This is a genomic window from Marinobacter halotolerans (genome assembly GCF_008795985.1).
GTDB lineage: Bacteria > Pseudomonadota > Gammaproteobacteria > Pseudomonadales > Oleiphilaceae > Marinobacter > Marinobacter halotolerans.
Window position 1 is genome coordinate 994,184 of the sequence record NZ_VMHP01000001.1, and the last position, 21,929, is coordinate 1,016,112.

Genomic DNA, 21,929 nt, shown 5'->3' on the forward strand with positions numbered 1-21,929 from the left:
CGAACCAACTAAACTGCCTCACTCGTAGCAAGATTGCTGACAGGACCCCGGCATGCCCCAGAACAGCTTGCAGACACAGTGCCCCAAATGCGATACCCGGTTCCGGGTAACGGACGCACAGCTTAGCGTGGCCGGGGGCAAGGTGCGTTGCGGCAACTGCATGTCGGTTTTCAATGCCATTGAGCACCAGCTGAAGGAAACACCGCGGCCCTCGCCTGCCCCGGAAGAGGCCTCCACACCAGAGGCCAGCAGCGATAACACACCCAGGGACTCCGAGGACGATCTGCTGTTCGCAGACAACCCGGAAGAGGACGCCTCCGAAAGCACTTACACAGGCACCAGGCTCACCTTCAGCGACGATGAACTGAGCGACAGCTTCCGCTCGGTGGACGAGAAAGGCACGAGCGCAGGGTTTACTCCTGAAGACGACGAGACGACAGACGAGTCCATAGATGAAAGCTGGGCCGAAGCCATACTATCGGAAGTCGAGGAACCAAAACAGGAACAAAAGCCTGCCCCGAAACCTGAGCCAGAATCGGAACCAGAGCCGGAGCCTGAACCCGAGCCTCAGGAGGAATCCGAGCCAGAACCCGAACATTCTCTCGCGCCCGAACCCAAGAAGCAGGACGATGACGACGGCTTCTATATCGACGAGCCTGAAAGCACAGGCTTCGACTACGACATGGACCCGGAGCCGGTGCCCGGGCCACGGGCAACAGAGTCGCCCTACCACAACCTCCGCCGGGAACCGGTCGCTGTAGATGGCAGCGGCAGCGGCCGCCTGAGAGCCTTTATGTGGTTCGTGGTGATTCTTGCCTTGCTGGGCGCCCTGGTCTCCCAGGTGGTGTGGTTCCAGTTCGATCGCCTGTCGGCGATTCCCCAATTGCGACCTTTCTATGAACAGGGCTGCGAACTGTTCGGCTGTGAGCTCAAGCCCCTTGTCGACGTCCAGGCAATCCAGAGTCGCAAACTGGTGGTGAAAACCAATCCGGAAAACCGCAGCCAACTGGTCGTGGATGCGGTCATCATTAACCGGGCCTCCTTTGAGCAGCCTTTCCCGGCCATAGCGCTGACCTTTTCCAACCTCAATAATGATGTGGTAGCCCAGAGTGTCTTCACACCGGAGGAATATCTGGCCGGAGAAGGTAAGGGAATGGAGGCCATGCCACCGGATACGCCCGTAAGGATCATGATCAATATTCGCGATCCGGGCAAAGACGCCGTCAACTACAACATTGCCTTCCGGGCCTATACCCCCTGATCCGAAACTTTCGCATATCGGTTAACGCCTACGCCACCGGGCAGGCCAAAAGTCAACCAGACAGAGCGAAAAATAATCAATTTTTTAAGGCGCTGGCCCCTTCAATACCATCCGGAGCGGCGGTATCATTATCGCCCTTCGAATGGTGATCGGTTAATTCTTGAGCAATCGCTCCTTTTCGAGTTCGCTTAACCTGCTCCGACACGGACTGAGATCATGCTGCCAACGGCAAAAATCGGGCCGTACACCCTACCGAATTCGTTGATCGTTGCTCCCATGGCCGGAGTCACCGATCGCCCGTTTCGCCTGCTCTGCCGGCGCATGGGCGCGGGTCTGGCAGTATCGGAAATGGTGATTGCCGACAGCAAGCTCTGGCACACGCGCAAGTCGCAGACCCGCATGAACCATGACGGCGAGCCCGAGCCCCGTTCGGTGCAAATTGCCGGCGGCGACCCGGACATGTTGGCCAATGCCGCCAGACTGAACGCGGAATACGGCGCCCAGATTATCGACATCAATATGGGCTGCCCGGCCAAAAAAGTCTGCAACAAGGCGGCCGGCTCGGCACTGATGAAAGACGAAAAACTGGTACGGGACATACTCGAGGCCGTGGTGGCCGCCGTGGACGTACCCGTCACGCTCAAGATGCGCACCGGCTGGGACCGCGACAATCGCAACGCGCCCCTGATCGCCCGCATGGCGGAAGACGCAGGCATCCAGGCACTGGCCGTTCACGGCCGCACCCGGGCGGACGCCTATAAGGGCGAAGCCGAGTACGACACCATAGCGGCGGTGAAAGAACAGGTTGGCATTCCGGTCTTCGCCAATGGCGACATCACCTGCGCCATCAAGGCCCGGGAAGTCCTCAGACATACCGGCGCCGACGGCCTGCTGATCGGCCGCGGTGCCCAGGGCCGGCCCTGGATCTTCCGGGAAATACTGCATTTCCTGGAAACCGGCAGGCACCTGGCGGAACCGCCACTGGACGAAGTCGAGTCGGTTCTTAGCGAGCATCTTGACGAGCTGCACAGTTTCTATGGCCTGCCCATGGGTGTGCGTATCGCCAGAAAACACGTGGGCTGGTATCTGCAGTGCCACGATGAAGACAGACAGTTCCGAAAGCGCTTTAACGCCATTGATGATCCGTTAGAGCAGAAGGAAAGCATCCAACAGTATTTTGCAAGCTTACGAAATGGAGAGGTATTCGCAGCATGACCGCTGACACTTTGGCCAAAGACAGTACAAATCAATCCGCCAACGACGATGTTCATCAATTGCAGACTGTGAACAGCAGCGGCAACGCAGTTACCCTGCGCGACAGCGTTGAAGTGGCACTGAAGAACTATTTTGCCCAGCTCGACGGGGCGCCGGTGACGGAAGTTTACCAACTGGTGCTTTCCGAGGTTGAAGCGCCACTGCTGGAGCAGGTGATGAAGTACACCCGCAATAACCAGACCCGCGCTTCCACCATGCTGGGGCTGAACCGCGGCACGCTGCGCAAGAAACTCAAGCAGTACGATTTGTTATAATCCAGCAACCCCAGTGTAAGGAGGGCCTCCCGGACACCATTCGCGAGGCCTTCATTCGTTCATACCCGGCAGAAAAGTGACCCATGGCAAATCAGGCTAGTACCCCCGTCCGTCGCGCCTTGATCAGCGTATCCGACAAAACCGGCATTGTTGAATTCGGCCGTTCGCTCACCGAGCGCGGCATTGAGCTGCTGTCCACCGGCGGCACCTTCCGGCTGCTGAAGGAAAACCAGGTGCCGGTCACCGAAGTCAGTGACCACACCGGCTTTCCCGAAATGATGGATGGCCGCGTCAAAACCCTGCACCCGAAAATACATGGCGGCATTCTGGGCCGTCGCGGCACCGACGATGCGGTGATGAAGCAACACGACATCCAACCTATCGACATGGTAGTGGTGAATCTCTACCCCTTCGAGGAAACCGTGGCAAAGCCGGACTGCGATCTGGCCACCGCCATCGAGAATATCGATATTGGCGGCCCCACCATGGTGCGTGCGGCGGCCAAAAACCATGCGGACGTCGCCATTGTGGTGAACGCGGCCGATTACAGCCGGGTACTGAAAGAACTCGAAAGCAATGATGGCGAGCTGACCCACGCCACCCGCTTCGATCTGGCGGTGAAGGCCTTTGAACACACCGCCGCCTATGACGGCGCTATCGCCAATTACCTGGGTGGGCGCACCGCTGACAACGACAACCCGGACTTCCCGCGCACCTTCAACAGCCAGTATGTGAAGGTGCAGGACATGCGCTACGGCGAGAACCCACACCAGCGTGCCGCTTTCTATAAAGAACGTCACCCGCGGGAAGCCTGCGTCGCAACAGCAAAGCAGCTTCAGGGCAAGGAGCTGTCCTACAACAATGTGGCGGATACCGACGCCGCCCTGGAGTGCGTCAAGCCCTTCGCGGACCCGGCCTGCGTCATCGTCAAGCACGCCAACCCCTGCGGCGTTGCCATTGGCACCGATATCACCCAGGCCTACGATCTGGCGTTTGCCACTGACCCCACCTCGGCCTTTGGCGGCATCATTGCCTTCAACCGGGAACTTGATGCCGCGACCGCCAAGGCCATTATCGACCGCCAGTTTGTGGAAGTGATCATAGCCCCGACCATCGCGCCGGAAGCGCTGGAACTGGTGGCAGCCAAGAAGAACGTCCGCCTGTTGGCCAGTGGTGAATTCAACGGCGAACGGGCAAAATCCCTGGACTACAAGCGCGTGACCGGCGGTCTGCTAGTGCAGGACCGTGACCTGGGCATGGTCGCCATGGAAGACGTAAAAATGGTCACCGACCGCCAGCCCACCGAGCAGGAACTGAACGACCTGCTGTTTGCCTGGGAAGTGGCCAAATACGTCAAGTCCAATGCCATCGTCTACGCCCGTGCTGGCCGCACCATCGGCGTGGGCGCCGGCCAGATGAGCCGCGTCTACAGCGCAAAAATCGCAGGCATCAAGGCCGCCGACGAGAACCTGGAAGTGAAGGGTTCGGTGATGGCCTCCGATGCCTTCTTCCCCTTCCGCGATGGCATCGATGCCGCCGCAGCGGCGGGTATTACCGCGGTCATCCAGCCCGGCGGCTCCATGCGCGACCAGGAAGTGATCGACGCGGCCAACGAGCACGGCATTGCCATGGTCTTCACCGGCATGCGCCATTTCCGGCACTGAGGAATCGACTATGAACATTCTTGTTATAGGCTCCGGCGGCCGTGAACACGCCCTGGCCTGGAAAGCCGCACAATCCCCGACCGCAGATCGCGTATTCGTCGCCCCCGGTAATGCCGGCACGGCCAGGGAAGCTGGCCTGGAAAACGTCAACATCGACGTTAACGACCTGAAAGGCCTGGCCGATTTTGCCGCCGCCAACAATGTGGGACTGACCATCGTCGGACCGGAAGCGCCCCTGGTTGACGGCGTGGTGGACCTGTTCGAAGAGCGCGGACTGCGGGTCTTCGGCCCGACGGCAGGCGCTGCCCAGCTGGAAGGCTCGAAAGCCTTTACCAAGGATTTTCTCGACCGCCACAAGATCCCGACTGCCGCCTATGGCAACTTTACCGATGTGGATGAAGCCCTGGCCTACGTTCGCCAGCAAGGCGCGCCCATCGTCATCAAGGCCGACGGCCTGGCCGCAGGTAAAGGCGTGATTGTCGCCATGACCCTTGCGGAAGCCGAAGACGCCGTGCGGGACATGCTGGCCGGCAATGCCTTTGGCGAAGCTGGCAGCCGCGTAGTGGTAGAGGAGTTCCTGGAAGGCGAAGAAGCCAGCTTCATTGTGATGGTGGATGGCGAGCACGTACTGCCCATGGCAACCTCCCAGGACCACAAACGCGTGGGCAATGGTGATAGCGGCCCCAACACCGGTGGTATGGGTGCCTATTCGCCAGCGCCTGTGGTGACCGCTGATGTTCATCAGCGCATCATGGATGAGGTCATCTATCCCACGGTTCAGGGTATGGCGGCAGAAGGCCACCCCTACAAGGGCTTTCTCTACGCCGGTCTGATGATCGACGGCGCGGGCGCACCCAAGGTTATTGAATTCAACTGCCGCTTCGGTGACCCGGAAACCCAACCCATCATGCTGCGCATGACGTCCGACCTGGTGGAGCTTTGCCAGGCCGCCATTGATGGCCAGCTGGATCAGTGTGATTCCCGGTGGGACGAGCGCGCCTCTGTCGGCATCGTGTTAGCGGCAGGCGGCTATCCGGGCTCCTACCGCAAGGGCGATGTCATTTCCGGCCTGCCGGAATCCGACACCGACGGCGAAAAAGTCTTCCACGCCGGCACCCGCCTGAACGGAGACAAGGTCGTCACCAACGGTGGCCGGGTGCTCTGCGCGACGGCCCTGGGCAATACCGTTACTGAAGCCCAGCAGCGCGCCTATAGGCTGGCCCAAGGCATACACTGGGACGGCGTATTTTGTCGCTCGGACATTGGCTTCCGCGCCATCGCCCGTGAAGGGAGCAACCGTTCATGATGCCAAGATCCGCCCTGTCCCTGATCACAATTTTAATCACCTCGTTGCTGATCAGCGCCTGTTCCAGGCAAGCTCTGTATGACAACGCCATTGCCTGGGAACGCTCCGGCGCCGGACTGGAACCTGCGGTCATGACGGTTGACGACATGACCATTGCCTACCTGAAAAGCAAAGAGACCGTCGACGGTGACACCATAGTGATGATCCACGGTTTCGGCGCGAACAAGGACAACTGGACCCGCCTGGCCAGCGAACTGAGCGACGACTTCAACGTTTATGCTATTGACCTGCCCGGCCACGGCGAGAGCAGCAAGCCGCTGGACATCGGGTATCACTTCGACGAGCAGACCCGCCGTCTGAGCCGGATTCTGGCAGAACTGGATCTCGGCCGTTTCCATATGATGGGCAATTCCATGGGCGGCGCCATCACCGCGCTCTATGCCGCCTACTATCCGGAACAGATTCGCTCCGCCGTGCTGTTCGACCCGGCCGGGATCTGGGCCTACGAATCGGACCTGGCTGAACAGGTGGTGGCCGGGGGCAAAAACCCGCTGATCCCCACTGAAGAAGGAGATTTCGAGCGACTGGTGGATTTTGCTCTGGTCGAAAAGCCCTTCGTGCCCTGGCCGATCTACAGCGTTATGGAAGAAAAGGCCATCGCGAACAGGGACGTGAACACGGTGATTTTCAATGACATCCGCGACAGCACCATGGCGTCGCAATTCAGTGAAGACATTACGGCCATCAAGGCACCGGTGCTGATTATCTGGGGCCAGGAAGACCGCATCACCGATCCCCGTAATGCCGATATATTTGTGCAGCAGATCCCGGATGCCCGCAAGGTTCTTCTTGACGGCATTGGTCATGCCCCGATGATTGAGGCGCCGGAAAAATCAGCGGCTCTGTTCCGGGAGTTTCTGGCCGAGTCGGTAAAAACACGCTAGCCTTGGCCGAGTCTTCTCGTTAACCATGAAGTGACCCATGCCAGAAGCTATATGGATATCCTTTGCTTTCGGCCTTGGCCTGCTGGTCAAGGCCGTGGGGCTTCCCCCCCTGGTAGGCTATCTGGCCGCCGGATTTGTGCTCAGTGGCATTTCTGCCGCTACTGACATCACCATTGAAGCAACCGATGTTCTGGCCCACATTGCCCATCTGGGCGTGTTGCTGCTGCTGTTCACAGTCGGACTGAAACTCAAACTACGCTCGATCATCAGCCGAGAGGTCATCGGCGGCAGCCTGTTACATTTTGGCATTACCTGCACTGTGTTCACGCCCGGCCTCTATCTGTTGATGGACCTTGAGTTACAGACCGCCTTTCTGCTGGCCATTGCCCTTTCCTTCTCCAGCACGGTGCTTGCGGCCAAGGTATTGGAAACCAAACGCGAGCTGCGGGCGTTTCACGGCCGTGTCGCCATCGGCATCCTGATCATGCAGGACCTGGTCGCCCTGCTGGTCATGAGCCTGGCTGCAGGCCAGACCCCGTCTCAATGGGCGCTGATCGTGTTTGGCCTGCCACTGCTCAGGCCACTGCTTTACAAACTGCTGGACGCCAGCGGCCATGACGAACTGCTGGTTTTGCTGGGGCTGTTGCTGGCCCTGGTGGTTGGCGGGCTGGGTTTCGAGGCGGTCGGACTCAGCTCAGAACTGGGCGCGCTGGTATTCGGCGCCATGCTGGCCAATCACCCCCGCTCCCAGGAACTGGCAAAGTCCCTTTGGAGCGTCAAAGAGGTCTTCCTGGTAGGCTTCTTTCTCCAGATCGGTATTGGCGGACTACCGGACGGCGAGGCGCTGATATTCGCTATCCTTGCGACCCTGGTGTTGCCGCTGAAGGGAATACTGTTCTTTTTCCTGCTGCTGCTTTTCCGACTGCGTGCCCGAAGCGGATTCCTCAGTTCCCTGTCACTAACCAACTACAGTGAGTTCGGCCTGATTGTCGCCAGCGTTGCACTACCCGAATGGCTGATTCCCCTGGCGATTACAGTGTCACTGTCTTTTGTCATCTCCGCACCCCTGAATCGATTTTCCCATTCACTGTATGAGCGTTTTTCCGGTTCTCTGGGACAGTTTGAAAGCCAGACCCGCCACCCTGACGAGCAGCCTGTTTCGCTGGGTGACACCAAGGTACTGGTCATGGGCATGGGCCGAACCGGAACCGCCGCCTACGACTGGCTACATGAGTCCGAACCGGCGCTTATCGGCCTGGATTCTGACCCGGCAAAAACACGGACCCATCAGGAAGCGGGCAGAAATGTCGTCTTTGCAGACGCCGAAGACAACACCTTCTGGGAGGGCTTGCATATGCCGAATTTAGAGGCGGTGATCCTTGCCATGAACGACATAGAAGGCAAACTGATTGCCGCCCGGATGCTGAGGAAAAAGGGCTTTAAAGGGTATGTCGTCGCCCACACCCTCTACGCAGATGAAGCAAAGAAAATTCGCGAAGCCGGCGCCGATGAAGCCTACCTGACCATGAGCGAGACCGGTGTGGCATTGGCCAGCCACTTACGGGACAACCAACCTGCCGTGCCCTCGCAGACGGCGGGAACGATTTGATGCGCCAATCTATGAATCACGAGCGGACCGGTTCACGGGAAAACACCATGACCCAGATGACCTCCCTGCACGAGGAGCGTCTGGACTTTGTATTCCGAACTCTGCGGGATACTGGCGCCCGAAGAGTACTGGACCTGGGCTGCGGCTCGGGCTCGCTGCTGTACCGGTTACTGGCGGACAGCCAGTTCGATCAGGTCACCGGCCTGGAGGATTCCGGCGTATCGCTGCGCCAGGCACGGTCGATCCTGGCGCCGTTTCTGGACGAAACACCGTCAAGGATTGAGCTGATCCGCGGGTCCTATGCCGAGTGCAATCCCGCCCTGGCCGGGTATGAGGCTGCCGCCATGGTGGAAACCATCGAGCATGTGCGCCCGGAGCAGCTTTCCAGGGTGGAAATGGCGGTTTTCGGTGAGTACCGGCCGGGCTGCCTGTTCATGACCACACCCAACCGGGAGTACAACCCGCTGTTCGACCTTGAGCCCGGCGAATTCCGGGAGGAAGACCACAAATTCGAATGGGACCGGGCCAAATTCCAGCGCTGGGCCCGTGGCGTCGCCAGCCGCAACCGCTATGACGTGCGGTTCGGCGGTATCGGCGAATATGTTCCGGAAGTGGGCCACCCCACCCAGACGGCTTTTTTCACCCGTCAGGACTGATCAGCGAATCCGGCGCCAGGCACTGAGCTCGGCGATGGTGTGCTGGAATTTGCGGCGGGTTTCCCGGATCACAAAAGGCACATCCTGGGGCGGCTGAATTTCCTCGAAATGGTCGGACAGCAACTCCCGCATGCCATCGAGCACGGTTCTTGGCTGACCATTGTGCTGAAATCCGCCGATCCAGTTGGCCCGGGGCGTGAAGTCTTCCAGCAGGGTGTAGGGGGAGCTGATCACCAGTGTGCCATCGGCTGATAGCCGGGTGTGAATGTCACGCAGGAAGGCGGCCGGTTCCTGCAGGCGGTCAATCAGGTTGCCCGCAAAAATCAGATCGTAGTCCCGGTGCTCGTCGGCGAGCTGACAGGCGTCCCCCGTGGCAAAGGATACCTTTTTTGCAGCCCGTGCCAGATCCAGGGTTTCCAGGCTGACGGTGACCCGCTCGCCCAGCTCGCCCTGGTCGCGGCGGAAGAAATCAATGGCACCGTCCTGCTTGAGGCTGGCCGCGGCCTCGACGAATCGTGATGACAGATCAACGCCGACCACCTCATCGAATACCCGCCCCAGCTCGAACGCCGTACGCCCAACGGCGCATCCCAGGTCCAGGGCCCGGAATTTGTCGCGCCCGGTCATCAGCTCCTGGCATATCCGGGCGCAGCGGGCCGGGTAATTGCCGACACCGAAATGGGTCTCGCCAAAATGAAAGTCCAGGTACTGGCTGAGAAGCTCATCGGTTTCATACACGTTCATGGCGTGTCCTCAGGTTTGTGTGCGATCGGATTCAGATAGGGCGCAAGTGCGAAACCCGGTGTAAACATCGTTCCGCTCAGCGAGATAGGCCTGTCTGTAGGTGCCACGAATCAGATTCGGAGAGGTCGCACAGCCACCTCCCTTGGTGACCTTATGGTCGCCGAACTGCAGGGTGGACATGAACGGATAGACGTCAATGCTGAAGCCGTCATAAGGGAAGAACTGGTTGCTGGTCCACTCCCAGACACTGCCAACCATCTGGCGGCAGCCATAACGGCTCTCGCCGGCCGGGTAATCCCAGATCGGATTCTGTGCCATGTTCCGTGCGCCCAGGTCGGCCAGTTCAGCGTTTGGCGGCTCGTTGCCCCAGGGAAAACGGCGGAACGGCTCACCCGGGCGGTTACCCAGGGCCGCCACCTCCCATTCATACTCTGTGGGCAGCCTTCGGCCTGCCCAGTTGCACCAGGCCTCTGCTTCCCAGTAATTGACGTGTACAACGGGCGCATCCGGATTCAGCGGCTGCCACTGATCAAAAACACGCTCCTGCCACTGGCCATCCTGCTTTCGCCAGTAAAGTGGATGGCGCGGCGTCTGTATCAATGGCTCGACTGTTCCCTGAGCCAGGGTGTGGTCGGATTCTTTCTCCAACCATTTCCGGCCGCCAAAGGACCAAAGCTCCGGTCGCTCGTATCCCCCCTCTTCCACAAACGCCATGAACTCCCAGTTGCTCACCGGAAGCCGGGAGATAGCAAAGGCCGGCAGTTCGATCTCAAAGCCGGGCTTCTCGTTGTCGAAGGCGAAATCGTCATGGGCGTAGGCGTCCGACTCGCCCGGCATCCCGACCAGCCAGCGCCCCGCCGGGATCTGCGCGTCTCCCGGCACGCCATCGCCGAGAGGCTGGCCAGGGGCGACCCGCTCGGGCCGGAAATCCGGCACCGCCGGATAGCCCACCGTCTGGCGACACCAGATAATCGATTCGATGTGCATATTCTGATGAAAAATCGAGTATCGGTAGAGGTAGAGCTCCCGGTCGGTCAGGGGCTGATTCTCGATTCTTGAGGCCACCCGGTCGTAGATGGTGTCGAAGTACACCAGCGTCTGCTCCCGGCCCGGGAACAGATCTCTGCGCCAGCGGTCCCCGTGCTCAACATGAAACGAATCCCAGAGGTCATCCATGGTGGGATCATAGCTTGACGTGCCGTCCAGCAGGTTGAACACAAACACCTCGTAGAAAAACGCGGCATGCCCCATTTCCCAGAGCGGCGGGTTCACCCCGCGATGGTAGGGCACATCCAGCTTCTCCTCCGGCAACGAGGTGATCAGCTCACGGGTCCGGCGTCGGGCTGTTTCGAGCTCGCCTAGCAGAGTTGCTTTGTCCACGGGTTTATCTCCGGTTTGCCTATTCATGGGTCTACGATAACAAACAAGGGTTCAGATGAGACCTGAATCATGCATAGAAAATGAATTTCTGGTAACTTCTCGAAAAACGGTCCTATCAGGGGGCCGGCACACAACAGGGAACGTTATGACCTCCGAAAATGAACGCACCACGTATCAGATCATTTTTGATGGCCGGCCACTGCCGGAGTTTGACATAGACGCGGTAAAAACCGGCGTCCAATCGTTGTTTCAACTTTCCGACACCAGAGCCGCACATCTGTTCTCCGGGGCGCCGAAGATACTAAAATCCGGCCTGACGCATCAGCAGGCGCTTGACTACCAGCAACGTCTGGCCAGTATCGGTGCTTTTACCGAGCTGGCAGCCACGCCGCCAGCAGAACCGGACCCCGTTTCCCTGGCCGACGATTCCCCATTCGAAGCCTCGACAGAGTATTCTACGACGGCAGAGCCGCCGGCGATGACTGCCCAGGAACCTCCAATATCCGAGGTGAACGACGATTCCGGCGATATCCGCCAGGCAGGTTTTCAGTTTACCGGCAGCGGCAGGGAATATTTCGGTATCTGGATCGTCAATATCCTGCTGACCATCGTGACCCTCGGCATCTATTCGGCCTGGGCCACAGTGCGCAACAATCAGTATTTCTATGGCAATACGCAGCTGGACGATTCCAGCTTCCAGTACCTGGCCAAGCCCCTAACCATCCTCAAGGGCCGTCTGATTGCCCTGGCAGTTCTGGTGTTGTTCGTTGCGCTGTCAGAACTCTACGTGGAAGCGGCCATCATTCTGGCCATCGCCTTTATCCCACTGACGCCCTGGATCATGGTGAAATCCCTGCGATTCCGGGCGGTGAACAGCGCCTACCGCAATGTCCGCTTCGACTTCCAGGGCAGTTACGGCCAGGCGCTGATGGTGTCATTTGTGTGGCCATTACTGAACGTCTTCACCCTGATGTTGCTGACTCCATTGGTGATGAAGCGCACCCACGAATTCATCGCCAACGGCAGCCGCTACGGCACGTCGGAATTCGCCCTGAACGCCAGCATCGGCGACTATTACCGCTTCTTCGGTAAGGCCGTGCTGATTGCCGCCGCCTTTGGTGTCGTCAGTTATCTGGCCACGCGCTCCGGCAGCGCAGGACTGGGAATGGCCATAGGCCTGATCGGGTACCTGGCACTGCTGGGCTACTTCATTGCCGGTATCGCCAACCTGTTCTTCAGTTCCGTGCAGCTGGCCGACCACGGCTTCGATTCCGAGCTGCAACCGGTCCAGATGGTCTGGATCTACCTGTCCAACAGCTTCCTTGTGGCCATTACCCTGGGGCTGTACACGCCCTGGGCCAAGTGCCGTATGGCCCGGTACCGGGCCAGCCGCACCTCCATGCTGATCGCCGGCGACCTGCAACGGTTCACGGCAGCAGAAGAGACCCGCACCAGCGCTCTGGGGCAGGAACTGGGGGATGCCTTTGATGTCGACTTCGCCGCCATCTGAAGTCGTTGTTGAAGGCCACTACTTTTCCGGTCAGGACTCCCGCCGTCAGAATGCCACGCTGCGTTCCGACGGCCAGTCCATCACCATTGAATCCGCCGGGGTCGCCCTTGACCTCCGGCCGGATCAGGTGACCCTTTCACCGCGAATCGGCAACACGCCACGCTACCTTCATCTGCCGGACGACGGCGTTTTCGAAACCGGCGACAATGACGCCGTTGACCGCCTAAGCCAACAGACGGGGCAGCGCAGTTCCCGCTGGATTCACCGGCTCGAAAATCACCTTGGCCTGATTCTGGCGGCCACCGTCTTCACGGTGGCTACCATCGCATTCACCTTCATCTACGGGGTGCCCTGGGCATCCCAGGCGATCGCCAATGCCCTGCCGGATACTCTGGTTGAACAGGTGGGCAATTCCACGTTGGAAACCCTGGACGACCTCTGGTTCGAGCCCAGCAACCTGCCCCAGGAGCGGCAGCAGGCTCTGCAGGCCCATTTCGCACCGTTGCTGACACCCGTTGGTGGTCAGGACCTGGAAGTGCTGTTCCGGTCATCCGAGGCGATCGGTGCCAACGCCATGGCCCTGCCCAACGGCACGCTGATTTTTACCGATGGCCTGGTGGAACTGGCCGAAAACGACGATGAACTCACCGCCATACTGGCTCATGAAATCGGCCACGTGGCCCATCGCCACGGCATGAAAGGTGTGGTGCAGTCCTCTCTGACCACCTGGCTGATCGTAATGATGACCGGAGACCTGTCGGCCTTTTCCGACACCACCGTCGCGCTTCCTGCGATACTGATGAGCCTCGCCTATTCCCGGGATCTGGAGAGAGAAGCCGACGGCTATGCCCTGGAAACACTTAAGGCCAACCAGATTCCTGCCAGGCATTTCGCCAACATTATGGAACGCTTGATGGCCACCCATGGTGAACCCGCGCCGGAAGAACACGACGACAACGAAGGCTGGCGGCAGATCAGTGACTTGCTGTCGAGCCACCCCGGCACCGCCGAGCGGATAGAACGCTTCCGACAAGAACCCTAGCGCCCTGGTGCGGGCTTCCGGGCGAACGAAGGCCTGCTATATTGAAAACATCAGCAACGGACATTGCGAAGGAATGCCGTCGAAATGGAAGCCCGTCGTCCGAAGCAGGCTGTTTTTCAGACCCGCGACCTCACCAAGACCTATCAGCAGGGCGAAGTGGAAATTGCCGCTCTGAGAGGCATCAACCTTGACCTTTTCGAAGCCGAACTAGTGGTTATGCTGGGCGCCTCAGGCTCCGGCAAATCGACCCTGCTGAATATTCTCGGCGGCCTTGATGTTCCCACCGGCGGAGAAGCCCGCTATCTGGACATCAACCTCAGCAACGCCGGTGATAAGGAGCTCACTCGCTACCGCCGCGACTTCGTGGGCTTCGTTTTCCAGTTCTACAACCTGATACCCAGCCTGACCGCCCGCGAAAACGTCGTTGCCGTCACCGAAATTGCGCAAGACCCGATGTCTCCTGAAGCCGCATTGGCGCTGGTTGGACTCGAAGCGCGCATGGACCATTTCCCGGCACAGCTCTCCGGCGGAGAACAACAGCGGGTCGCTATCGCCCGGGCCATTGCCAAGCGCCCCAAGGTGTTGCTGTGCGATGAGCCGACAGGCGCTCTTGATTCCACCACCGGTGTGCTGGTGTTGTCCGCACTGGAACGGGCCAATCGCGAAACCGGCACCACCACGGTCATTATCACCCATAACGCGTCCATTGCCCGGATGGCTGATCGGGTCATCACCCTCTCCGACGGCGCGGTCAGCGGGGAGCACCGCAACGCGGAGCGTCAGGACCCGATGAGCCTGAGCTGGTGACGCCATGAATCTCTTTGGCTCGAGCGTTCTCCACACCAAACTGCGCCGCGAACTCTGGCAAATGCGTGGGCAGATGCTTGCCATCGCGCTGGTGATTGCCGGCGGCATTGCGGTGTGCCTGCTCTCGCTGGTGAATTACGACTCTCTCAACGCAACCCGCGACCAATATTACCGGGATTATCATTTCGCAGACCTTTTCCTATCCGTGAAACGGGCTCCCCGACACCTGGTGCAGCAAGTGTCAGAGATCCCGGGCGCCGGGCGGATCAGCGCCCGCATTGAAGGCACCGCAAGGCTCGCCGTGCCTGGCTTTTCCGACCCGGTGTCCGCCCGACTGGTCTCTTTGCCCAATGAAGGGCAACCCTCAGTTAATCGCCTGTACCTTCGGCACGGTCGCTTGCCATCCCCTCAGAGGAATGATGAAACCGCCGTGATCGGCAGTTTTGCCGAAGCCCATGGGTTGACGCTCGGCGACGAACTGGCCGCCATCATCAACGGTCGCCAGCAATCTCTTCGCATTGTTGGCATTGTCGAATCGCCGGAATTCATTTACGTGATTCCGCCTGGGGGAATGCTTCCGGATTTTGAGCGCTTTGGTGTGCTCTGGATGACCGAGGAAGCCCTGGCCTCCGCCATGGACATGACGGGCGCGTTTAATAGCCTGGCGATGGAAATCGATCCCAACACGCCCATCGCCGACATAATCGACCGCATTGATCGCCTCTTTACGGCTTACGGTGGTGTCGGCGCGATCGGCCGAACGGATCAGTTCTCCCACCGTTTTCTGTCCGACGAGCTGAATCAGTTGAAAACCATGGCGTCCATTTTCCCGGCGATCTTCCTGGGCGTGGCAATGTTTCTGCTCAACGTGGTGATCAGCCGGCTGGTCAGCACCCAGCGTGATGTCATTGCGGTGCTCAAGGCCTTCGGCTATTCCAATCGCGAAATTGGTTGGCATTACAGCCAGTTGGTGCTGATCGTCGCGCTGGTGGGATTCGTCATCGGCTGTGTCGCCGGGATCTGGCTGGGCCGCGAACTGGGCGAACTTTACATGGATTATTACCGGTTTCCTGAGCTGTTGTTCCAGCTCAGCCCGGGATGGATCGCCCTTCTTGCCGTCATCACGCTATGCGTGGCCTGGCTCGGCGGCTGGAAATCCATCGCCCAGGCCACCCGCCTGCCACCTGCGGAGGCCATGCGCCCCGAAGGCCCGGCTCAATTCGGGGTGTCGGTTCTGGAAAGAGGATTGTCAAACGTTCGGCTCACGCAAACCTCAAGAATGATCGTCCGCCAGCTATCCCACCGGCCCGGTCGAACGCTGTTGTCTACGCTCGGAGTTGCCATGGCCACTGCAGTGGTGTTGATCGGCAACTTTCAGCTCAGCTCTGTCTCGATGATGGTTCACACCCAGTTCGCGGTGGCCCAGAAGCACGACCTCAGCGCCGCTTTGTACGAGCCGGTTGGGTATCGGGAGCTGTATTCGCTCCGGCAACAGCCCGGTATTCGGTTTGTGGAGGGCAGCCGGGTCGTTCCGGTTGAATTGACTAACGGCCATCGACGCCAGCGTACCGCGCTGAGAGGCATTCCCGACGGCGCAAAGCTTCAGTCTGTGGTGAACGAACGATTAAACGACGTCCGTATTCCTCCGGCAGGCCTGCTGCTCACCGACTTTCTGGCAACCAGTCTCGACATTCGCGCGGGCGACGAGGTCACCGTGCGTATTCTGGATGGCAAACGCGCCACACTGACCTTGCCAGTCGCTGGTGTGACCAGTGAGTTCCTTGGCGTCGGTGCCTACCTGAATCTGGCAGCAATGAACCGGGCGATGGGTGAAGGCCCATTGATCAACCGGATTCTGATGACCCTTGACCCCGCGCAGCTGCAGGACGTCTACGAGTACCTGTATGACATTCCCGGCATTATGGCCATCAATCGACGGCAAGGCATGCTGGACAGCTTCTACGAGACGTTGGCGAAAACCTTCCTGACCTACACGTTCATCATCAGCCTGCTCGGCGGCATTATCGCTTTTGGCGTGATTTACAATACGGTCCGGATTTCCCTGTCCGAACGAGGCCGTGAGCTGGCCAGCCTCAGAGTGCTGGGGTACAGCCATAATGAAGTGTCCCATGTATTGCTGGGGGAGCTCGCCCTTCTGCTATTCATTGGCATCCCGCTGGGATGGGGCATTGGTCATGTCATCGCCACGGCGATCGTGACGGCCATGCAAACCGAGCTCTACCGTGTGCCACTGGTGATTTCAGCTCACACCCTGGCGCTGTCAGCCACCGTGGTCATCGTCTCTGCGCTGGTGTCCGGATTCATTAGCTGGTGGAAAATCCGGCAGCTGGATCTGGTGTCGGTGCTCAAAACCCGAGAATAAAACGGATAGCCTGAGGAGACCCTGCATATGTCACCAAGCAAAGTGTCAGCCGGCAAACGGTCAATGGGCAAGTGGCTGTTCTGGTTGCTGTTCGGTGTTCTGGCGATCGCCCTGATGATCGGCGTGCTGCGGCCTGAACCGGTCTGGGTCGATGTGGCAGAGGCCAGGCGCGGCCCTATCGAGGTCACGATTGCTGAGCAGGGCACGACACGGGTGAAAGACCGATTCGTCGTTTCCTCTCCCGTCACCGGTTTCCTGCATCGGCTGGAATTTCAGGTAGGAGACGAGGTAATTCCCGGCGAGTTATTGACCCACGTGAACCCTATGCCGTCCGAAATGCTTGATGCCCGCAGCCGCGCCGAAGCCCAGGCCCGGGTGGCCGCCGTCCAGTCAGCACTCAATTCGGCCCGCCAAAAGGTCAGCGCCGCCCGTGCCGATGCCGAATTCGCAAACAGCGAATATCAGAGGCTTCAAAGCCTGGAGAGCTCACAGTTTGTTTCCAGAGAACGGCTGGACGAAATCAAAACGGCCCTGACTCGCGCCAGAGCGATACTTCGTTCGGCGGTGTTTGAAGAGGAAGTAGCCTCTCATGAGCTGGCCGGGGCCCGCACGCATCTGGAAGTCTCGGCGGCACGGGCAGCCGGCGAGAAACCTGCCGAACAGGTCGCCCTGCGCTCTCCGGTCAACGGCGCAGTGCTGGGCATCATGCGTAAGAGCGAGGGCATTATACAGGCCGGGGAAGCCATACTGGAGCTTGGCGATGCCGGCGCCCTGGAAGTGGTCGTGGATGTATTGAGTTCCGACGCAGTCAGGCTGACACCGGGCACACTGGCCAGACTCCACGGGTGGGGCGGAAGCCCGTTGAATGCGGTGGTTCGTCGAATCGAACCGGTGGGTTTCGAAGACATTTCGGCCCTTGGCGTGAAAGAACAGAGGGTACAGGTCATTCTGGACCTGACCAGCCCAAGAGCCGACTGGGCCAACCTGGGCGATGGATATGCGGTCGATGCCGAGTTCATTCTCTGGTCATCTGAAGACAGCCTGCAGATTCCCGCCTCATCGTTGTTCGTGACAGATGGTGCGTCGTTTGTTTTCGTAATCGAAGACGACACGGCACACGTTACACCCGTAGAAACGGGCAGGAGCAATGGCCTGAGCACCGTCATCCTGGATGGCCTCGACGAAGGTGATAAAGTCGTACGTCATCCCAGCCGTGAGCTGGAGGATGGTGATCGAATCCAGGTCAGATAAACCGGCCAGGTCTGGTAAGCTTGGACTCTCGGCGAAAAGCGATGCTCTAGCTCGCAAACCTCACGACATGACGAAAGGAAGCCAGAATGACCGCACGCAAGCGCCCGGTAAGTGCATCTGCCATTGAGGGACACGTCTACAAAGTATTTCCAAACGACATGAACTCCCATCAGACGGTATTTGGCGGGATGATCATGTCAAAATGCGACCGCCTGGCGCTGGTCGTGGCAGAACGTCATTCCGGCTGCGTCTGCGTGACAGCGGCAGTGGACTCCATCCATTTTCGGGCACCCGCTAAAGGTAACGATACCCTGCTCTTCAGTCTCTCACTGAACCGGAGCTGGGGATCATCCATGGAAATCGGCGCCCGTGTTGAGGCCGAAAACAGCTACACCGGCGATAGCCGCCACATTCTCTCCGCATTCTTTACCTTCGTGGCGCTGGACGAGGACGACAAACCTGTTGATGTACCAGCTGTGGAACCGGAAACTGAAGATCAGAAACGGCGATTCGAAAATGCGGAAATCCGCCGGGAGGGGCGACTGGAAACCCGCAAAAAACTGAACGGACGTTGACCAGAAAGCGCCCTCAAACAGTCACACCCCTCTACAATCTATGTCTTGTGTCGGCAGCCTTTACATGCAAAGACCTGTGACAGACGCCCCTTAGCTCTAACCGCCTGAAATGACTCAAAGTGCCTGAATTGGCACGCAACATGAATAATTTCCGAGAACGCTCCACCTGTTCACTCGTCTTTGCAGTGACAGGGACATGACTGGATCCAGACGTTCCAGCCTTACCAGAATTTACTGAAAACCAAGCAGTACGTTTTCCGACACGAACTCAAGGAGAGTCACCATGGAGGAAAAACGACCGCTCGTTTGGTTGTCGGCGGACTATTCCGGTTCAGCAACGCGAGATATTTTACTGCCCGGATGGCAGGTGATTTCTGTTGCTATTTCGGCTCAGCGTCTTCCGGGCGGCATCTCCGGCTGCAGTGCGCGAGTTGGTGTGCTTGCCCTCAGCGACATTTCCAGGTCCCAGCTAACGCTGGCGCAGGGCTGGCTGGAAGCACTTCAAGTTGAACACTGGGTAGCCATTCTTGAGCCCGAACAGATTGAAGACCCCGAGGTGTGCAGACTCATCAACCGCTATTGCGGGGATTATCATACCTTTCCGATTCAGCCCGACCGGCTGCAAGCAGCACTTGGCCATCTATGGGGCATGTCGGAACTCCAGGCTCGGGCTTTCCACAACAAACCAGCGAGCTATCAGGAATTTGCCCTGGAGGGCGAATCCTCTGCTGTCACGCAGACAAGAGAGCTGCTTGGCCGGTTTGCACACACCGAGGAACCCGTTCTGATCTACGGTGAAAGTGGCACCGGCAAGGAAGCGGCCGCAACATTCATTCACAACCACTCTTCTCGCAAGCGCAAACCGCTGGTTGTGGTCAACTGCGCAGCCCTACCCCTTTCCCTCACCCAGAATGAACTGTTCGGACATGAAAAGGGCGCGTTTACCCATGCCATGCGTTCACAAAAGGGAAGAATTGAAACCGCCGACGGTGGCACTCTTTTACTCGTCGGTGTTGATGAACTCATATCAGAACAACAATCGGCCATTCTACGTTTCCTTCAGGAAGGCCAGCTCGAGCGTATCGGTGGTAGTCATCCCATTAAGGTGGATGTACGGGTAATCGCAACCAGCACGACCCCTCTTGACCAATTAGTCGCGTCTGGCAATTTTCGCAGTGATGTTTTTTACCGCCTCGGAAGTTTGCATGTACTCCTGCCTCCTCTGCGTGACCGAAAGGAAGATATTCCTCTGCTGGCAAACCGGATCCTTGCGGCAGCTGCACCTTCCATCGGACCAAAACGGCTCGCGGACACAACCATAATCTACCTTGCCAAGCACCCGTGGCCGGGGAACCTCAGAGAGCTTCAAAACCGGCTGCGTCAGGCGATTGTGCTAGGGCAGGGTCCGCTCATTGAACCGGTTGACATGGGGTTTGGGCTGGCTCCCGTCAACAACCACAGCCGGGAAGAGGAGCTATCCCTGAGCGCCTTTCGCTCCCAGGCAGATCGCCAGGCGATCTCGGTAAGTCTGGCGCTGGCGAACAATAATATTTCTGCCGCAGCACGACTGCTTAACATCTCGAGGGTCTCGTTTTACCGACTGATGGAAAGGCATCAGGTCATCCACAGAATGTCGGTTCGGCCTTTGAAGAGTGATTAATGGAGATTTACCCATGTCGACAAAAATGCTCAGCTTCGTTTCGCTATTAGCGGTAGCAATAACTCCGGGACTAACTGAAGCCGCACAGGCGGACAAGGACACTATCTCAACGGATCGCAGTACAGCGATAAGTGCCCCTAAACAAGACCACGACCCCGCAACAGACATTGCCTCCATCACCGCCGACCGGGGCATCGTTACCCGGCCAGGCCGGTTTTCTATCGAGCCATCTTTTTCCCACGCCCACAGCAACTCAACGGCAGTGGCCATTGAGGGTTACACGGTTATCCCTGCCCTGCTGATCGGACTGATCAACATTTCGGAGATACAGCGAGATATTTTCGTTGGTGCCATGTCACTGAAATACGGATTTACGAGCAAATTCGAAGCGGCGATCCGCGTGCCCTACCTGAGCATCAACGAGGATCTAAGAGAGCGTGAGGTGTTCCAGGGCACACCGGTGGACACACTTCGTGAATCCTCTGGCGAGGGTCTTGGCGATGTCGAGATTTCCGCTCGCTACCAGTTAACCGATGGCTTGGCGGGCTGGCCCTACGTCATTGGCGGGCTGCGGGTGAGAGCGCCAACCGGAGAGGGCCCCTACGACGTAGACCAGAGGGTCATCGAGGATAATCAGGGCAATCCGATTGGCATCGAACTGGAAAGTCGGCCGACCGGCTCGGGTTTCTGGGCCTTCGAACCCGGACTCTCATTTATCTATCCGACAGACCCGGCCGTGCTGTTCGGCAACCTGAGTTATGTCTGGACCCTCAAAGAGGAGCAAGGCTTTGAAAACGGAGGCACGGTCGACCCCGGCGATATCGTACGTTTTGGCTTCGGGATGGGGTTCGCCTTTAACGAACGCACTTCGTTCAGCCTGGGCTATGATCACTCCGTTATCCGGAAAACCACGTTCGAGAGGAACATTGATCTTTTTGAATCCAATTTCGACCGAATTCAGATCGGATCGCTGTCATTCGGGTTGTCCCAGCGCCTGACGCAGTCCACATCCCTGAGCCTGACGGTAAGCATTGGCGTTACTGAAAACGCGCCCAACAGCGAGATTACTCTCAAGCTTCCGATCAATCCCTAGGGAGGAATCGAGAATTTCTCAGCGGCCAAGCAACTGGATCAATTGATCACTGAACCGGGCCGGGAGCTGATTCCCGATTCCCAGATTGTTCAGTTCGATATTCAGCTGATGCATATTCTGTATCACAGTGCCATCAAGGCTGTTCTGAACTACCGTCATCCAGCCGCTTGGGCCCGCCATGCTACTGGCTATCCGCGCCTCGCCGCTGCGGCTCGCGCTGATCACCTCCAGTACGGTTTCCATCTGGTGGTCCAGCAAATGGTTATTGCTGGGCTGGTTCAGGTTGGGGATGGTCAATCGATTGATCACCAGGGTGTCACCGTTAATACCGACGATCTGCTCCAGACCAATACTGATCTCCAGATTATCCGTCAGGAAGCCGCCCCGGTACTCTGAAAGCTCTCCGTCACTGATCGGGTCGACTCCGGGATTCAGTTCGGCCCGTGCAACCGTCGATAAGGTCGCGCAGGCTATAGCCAGCAATGCGACCACAGGCATCCTGCCCTTCATGATCA

General features: G+C 58.6%; 19 protein-coding genes. 16 read left to right on the plus strand and 3 right to left on the minus strand.

The features are described 5' to 3' along the window. The first annotated feature begins 52 nt into the window (after positions 1-52). The 8 genes from FPL19_RS04695 to FPL19_RS04730 all read left to right on the plus strand — a co-directional run bounded on the left by FPL19_RS04695 (position 53) and on the right by FPL19_RS04730 (position 8,969). The gene (locus FPL19_RS04695) at positions 53-1,261 is read left to right on the plus strand and encodes a DUF3426 domain-containing protein (protein ID WP_150911084.1); all 1,209 of its coding nucleotides are present in this window, start codon (positions 53-55) and stop codon (positions 1,259-1,261) included. Positions 1,262-1,477: 216 nt separating this feature from the next. Beyond that, entirely contained in the window at positions 1,478-2,476 is a 999-nt protein-coding gene (gene dusB / locus FPL19_RS04700; protein WP_150911086.1) for a tRNA dihydrouridine synthase DusB, read from the plus strand. Next, positions 2,473-2,790: a DNA-binding transcriptional regulator Fis gene (gene fis, locus FPL19_RS04705; RefSeq protein ID WP_150911088.1), complete on the plus strand. Its 318-nt coding sequence runs from the start codon at positions 2,473-2,475 to the stop codon at positions 2,788-2,790. The genes dusB and fis overlap by 4 nt, the downstream gene beginning before the upstream one ends. 83 nt (positions 2,791-2,873) lie before the next feature. Further along, the gene (gene purH / locus FPL19_RS04710) at positions 2,874-4,454 is read left to right on the plus strand and encodes a bifunctional phosphoribosylaminoimidazolecarboxamide formyltransferase/IMP cyclohydrolase (RefSeq protein WP_150911090.1); all 1,581 of its coding nucleotides are present in this window, start codon (positions 2,874-2,876) and stop codon (positions 4,452-4,454) included. 10 nt (positions 4,455-4,464) lie between these two features. Next, positions 4,465-5,760 (plus strand): phosphoribosylamine--glycine ligase, encoded by a 1,296-nt coding sequence (gene purD / locus FPL19_RS04715; protein ID WP_150911092.1) that lies wholly within the window; start codon positions 4,465-4,467, stop codon positions 5,758-5,760. Further along, a complete protein-coding gene (locus FPL19_RS04720) occupies positions 5,757-6,704 on the plus strand; it encodes an alpha/beta fold hydrolase (RefSeq protein WP_150911094.1) in 948 nt (315 codons plus the stop codon). Before purD ends, FPL19_RS04720 begins: the two co-directional genes overlap by 4 nt. Before the next feature lie 37 nt (positions 6,705-6,741). After that, positions 6,742-8,313: a cation:proton antiporter family protein gene (locus FPL19_RS04725; protein WP_150911096.1), complete on the plus strand. Its 1,572-nt coding sequence runs from the start codon at positions 6,742-6,744 to the stop codon at positions 8,311-8,313. After that, positions 8,313-8,969 (plus strand): methyltransferase domain-containing protein, encoded by a 657-nt coding sequence (locus FPL19_RS04730; RefSeq protein WP_225314288.1) that lies wholly within the window; start codon positions 8,313-8,315, stop codon positions 8,967-8,969. The genes FPL19_RS04725 and FPL19_RS04730 overlap by 1 nt, the downstream gene beginning before the upstream one ends. On the opposite strand, the gene FPL19_RS04735 is transcribed toward FPL19_RS04730, so the two are convergent. After that, positions 8,970-9,713, minus strand: coding sequence for a putative 4-mercaptohistidine N1-methyltransferase (locus FPL19_RS04735; RefSeq protein ID WP_150911100.1), 744 nt, complete (start codon positions 9,711-9,713; stop codon positions 8,970-8,972). It lies immediately after the preceding gene. Positions 9,714-9,722: 9 nt separating this feature from the next. Next, complete coding sequence (senA, locus tag FPL19_RS04740; RefSeq protein WP_150911102.1) at positions 9,723-11,093, minus strand: selenoneine synthase SenA; 1,371 nt, start codon at positions 11,091-11,093, stop codon at positions 9,723-9,725. A 145-nt stretch (positions 11,094-11,238) separates the two neighbouring features. Between senA and FPL19_RS04745 the strand changes: the two genes are divergently transcribed. The 8 genes from FPL19_RS04745 (at position 11,239) to FPL19_RS04780 (ending at position 21,414) form a co-directional block, all read left to right on the plus strand. Further along, positions 11,239-12,603: a YjgN family protein gene (locus tag FPL19_RS04745; protein WP_150911104.1), complete on the plus strand. Its 1,365-nt coding sequence runs from the start codon at positions 11,239-11,241 to the stop codon at positions 12,601-12,603. Then, positions 12,581-13,645, plus strand: coding sequence for a M48 family metallopeptidase (locus FPL19_RS04750; RefSeq protein ID WP_225314289.1), 1,065 nt, complete (start codon positions 12,581-12,583; stop codon positions 13,643-13,645). Before FPL19_RS04745 ends, FPL19_RS04750 begins: the two co-directional genes overlap by 23 nt. A gap of 84 nt (positions 13,646-13,729) precedes the next feature. Next, positions 13,730-14,452 (plus strand): ABC transporter ATP-binding protein, encoded by a 723-nt coding sequence (locus tag FPL19_RS04755; RefSeq protein ID WP_150911108.1) that lies wholly within the window; start codon positions 13,730-13,732, stop codon positions 14,450-14,452. Positions 14,453-14,456: 4 nt separating this feature from the next. Then, positions 14,457-16,835 carry an ABC transporter permease gene (locus FPL19_RS04760; RefSeq protein WP_150911110.1) on the plus strand — a complete coding sequence of 793 codons (2,379 nt, stop codon included), beginning with the start codon at positions 14,457-14,459 and terminating at the stop codon, positions 16,833-16,835. Between the two features lie 27 nt (positions 16,836-16,862). After that, the gene (locus FPL19_RS04765; RefSeq protein WP_150911112.1) at positions 16,863-18,086 is read left to right on the plus strand and encodes an efflux RND transporter periplasmic adaptor subunit; all 1,224 of its coding nucleotides are present in this window, start codon (positions 16,863-16,865) and stop codon (positions 18,084-18,086) included. A gap of 86 nt (positions 18,087-18,172) precedes the next feature. Beyond that, positions 18,173-18,661 (plus strand): acyl-CoA thioesterase, encoded by a 489-nt coding sequence (locus tag FPL19_RS04770; RefSeq protein ID WP_150911114.1) that lies wholly within the window; start codon positions 18,173-18,175, stop codon positions 18,659-18,661. A 283-nt stretch (positions 18,662-18,944) separates the two neighbouring features. Continuing rightward, complete coding sequence (locus FPL19_RS04775) at positions 18,945-20,321, plus strand: sigma-54 dependent transcriptional regulator (protein WP_150911116.1); 1,377 nt, start codon at positions 18,945-18,947, stop codon at positions 20,319-20,321. A gap of 13 nt (positions 20,322-20,334) precedes the next feature. Next, positions 20,335-21,414 carry a transporter family protein gene (locus FPL19_RS04780; protein WP_150911118.1) on the plus strand — a complete coding sequence of 360 codons (1,080 nt, stop codon included), beginning with the start codon at positions 20,335-20,337 and terminating at the stop codon, positions 21,412-21,414. Positions 21,415-21,432: 18 nt separating this feature from the next. On the opposite strand, the gene FPL19_RS04785 is transcribed toward FPL19_RS04780, so the two are convergent. Beyond that, complete coding sequence (locus tag FPL19_RS04785; protein WP_225314290.1) at positions 21,433-21,924, minus strand: hypothetical protein; 492 nt, start codon at positions 21,922-21,924, stop codon at positions 21,433-21,435. Positions 21,925-21,929 lie beyond the last annotated feature (5 nt).

Bases quoted from the DNA above. Each gene is read 5' to 3' on its own strand.
- FPL19_RS04695 (WP_150911084.1), top strand. From the start codon at position 53: ATGCCCCAGAACAGCTTGCAGACACAGTGCCCCAAATGCGATACCCGG.
- dusB (WP_150911086.1), top strand. From the start codon at position 1,478: ATGCTGCCAACGGCAAAAATCGGGCCGTACACCCTACCGAATTCGTTG.
- fis (WP_150911088.1), top strand. From the start codon at position 2,473: ATGACCGCTGACACTTTGGCCAAAGACAGTACAAATCAATCCGCCAAC.
- purH (WP_150911090.1), top strand. From the start codon at position 2,874: ATGGCAAATCAGGCTAGTACCCCCGTCCGTCGCGCCTTGATCAGCGTA.
- purD (WP_150911092.1), top strand. From the start codon at position 4,465: ATGAACATTCTTGTTATAGGCTCCGGCGGCCGTGAACACGCCCTGGCC.
- FPL19_RS04720 (WP_150911094.1), top strand. From the start codon at position 5,757: ATGATGCCAAGATCCGCCCTGTCCCTGATCACAATTTTAATCACCTCG.
- FPL19_RS04725 (WP_150911096.1), top strand. From the start codon at position 6,742: ATGCCAGAAGCTATATGGATATCCTTTGCTTTCGGCCTTGGCCTGCTG.
- FPL19_RS04730 (WP_225314288.1), top strand. From the start codon at position 8,313: ATGCGCCAATCTATGAATCACGAGCGGACCGGTTCACGGGAAAACACC.
- FPL19_RS04735 (WP_150911100.1), bottom strand. From the start codon at position 9,713: ATGAACGTGTATGAAACCGATGAGCTTCTCAGCCAGTACCTGGACTTT.
- FPL19_RS04745 (WP_150911104.1), top strand. From the start codon at position 11,239: ATGACCTCCGAAAATGAACGCACCACGTATCAGATCATTTTTGATGGC.
- FPL19_RS04750 (WP_225314289.1), top strand. From the start codon at position 12,581: ATGTCGACTTCGCCGCCATCTGAAGTCGTTGTTGAAGGCCACTACTTT.
- FPL19_RS04755 (WP_150911108.1), top strand. From the start codon at position 13,730: ATGGAAGCCCGTCGTCCGAAGCAGGCTGTTTTTCAGACCCGCGACCTC.
- FPL19_RS04760 (WP_150911110.1), top strand. From the start codon at position 14,457: ATGAATCTCTTTGGCTCGAGCGTTCTCCACACCAAACTGCGCCGCGAA.
- FPL19_RS04765 (WP_150911112.1), top strand. From the start codon at position 16,863: ATGTCACCAAGCAAAGTGTCAGCCGGCAAACGGTCAATGGGCAAGTGG.
- FPL19_RS04770 (WP_150911114.1), top strand. From the start codon at position 18,173: ATGACCGCACGCAAGCGCCCGGTAAGTGCATCTGCCATTGAGGGACAC.
- FPL19_RS04775 (WP_150911116.1), top strand. From the start codon at position 18,945: ATGGAGGAAAAACGACCGCTCGTTTGGTTGTCGGCGGACTATTCCGGT.
- FPL19_RS04780 (WP_150911118.1), top strand. From the start codon at position 20,335: ATGTCGACAAAAATGCTCAGCTTCGTTTCGCTATTAGCGGTAGCAATA.
- FPL19_RS04785 (WP_225314290.1), bottom strand. From the start codon at position 21,924: ATGAAGGGCAGGATGCCTGTGGTCGCATTGCTGGCTATAGCCTGCGCG.